The following is a 625-nucleotide window of genomic DNA, read 5'->3' as shown; positions in this document are numbered from 1 at the left end:
CTTTATTGATTCCATTTTTTCTCTGATGAACGTTCCGCTACGCTGCCCGGATTACAGCTGTGTCAGCAGGCGGGCAAAGTCGGTTAATGTCAGTTTCAAAACGCCCACCCGGGGTGAAATCGCACACCTGGTAATTGATTCCACCGGGCTGAAGGTCTTCGGTGAAGGCGAGTGGAAAGTCAAAAAGCATGGCCAGGAACGCCGCCGTATCTGGCGTAAGCTGCATCTCGCCGTTGACAGTAAAACACATGAAATCATCTGCGCTGACCTGTCGCTGAACAACGTTACGGACTCAGAGGCCTTCCCCGGGTTAATCCGGCAAACCCACCGGAAAATCAGGTCAGCCGCCGCCGATGGCGCTTACGATACCCGGCTATGTCACGATGAACTGCGGCGTAAGAAAATCAGCGCGCTTATCCCTCCCCGAAAAGGTGCGGGTTACTGGCCCGGTGAATATGCAGACCGTAACCGTGCAGTGGCTAATCAGCGAATGACCGGGAGTAATGCGCGGTGGAAATGGACAACAGATTACAATCGTCGCTCGATAGCGGAAACGGCGATGTACCGGGTAAAACAGCTGTTCGGGGGTTCACTGACGCTGCGTGACTACGATGGTCAGGTTGCG

The 625-nt window shown here is 54.4% G+C and carries 1 protein-coding gene; it reads left to right on the top strand.

Annotated elements, in window-relative coordinates:
* Nucleotides 1–625, top strand: a 625-nt coding sequence (locus N6G83_RS54500) for an IS5-like element IS903B family transposase (RefSeq protein WP_250309084.1), incomplete at both ends; no start/stop codon positions are given.

The organism is Serratia sp. PL7 (assembly GCF_945957435.1).
Note: the sequence above shows the minus strand (reverse complement) of the source record. Positions and strands in the feature narration are given on the sequence as shown.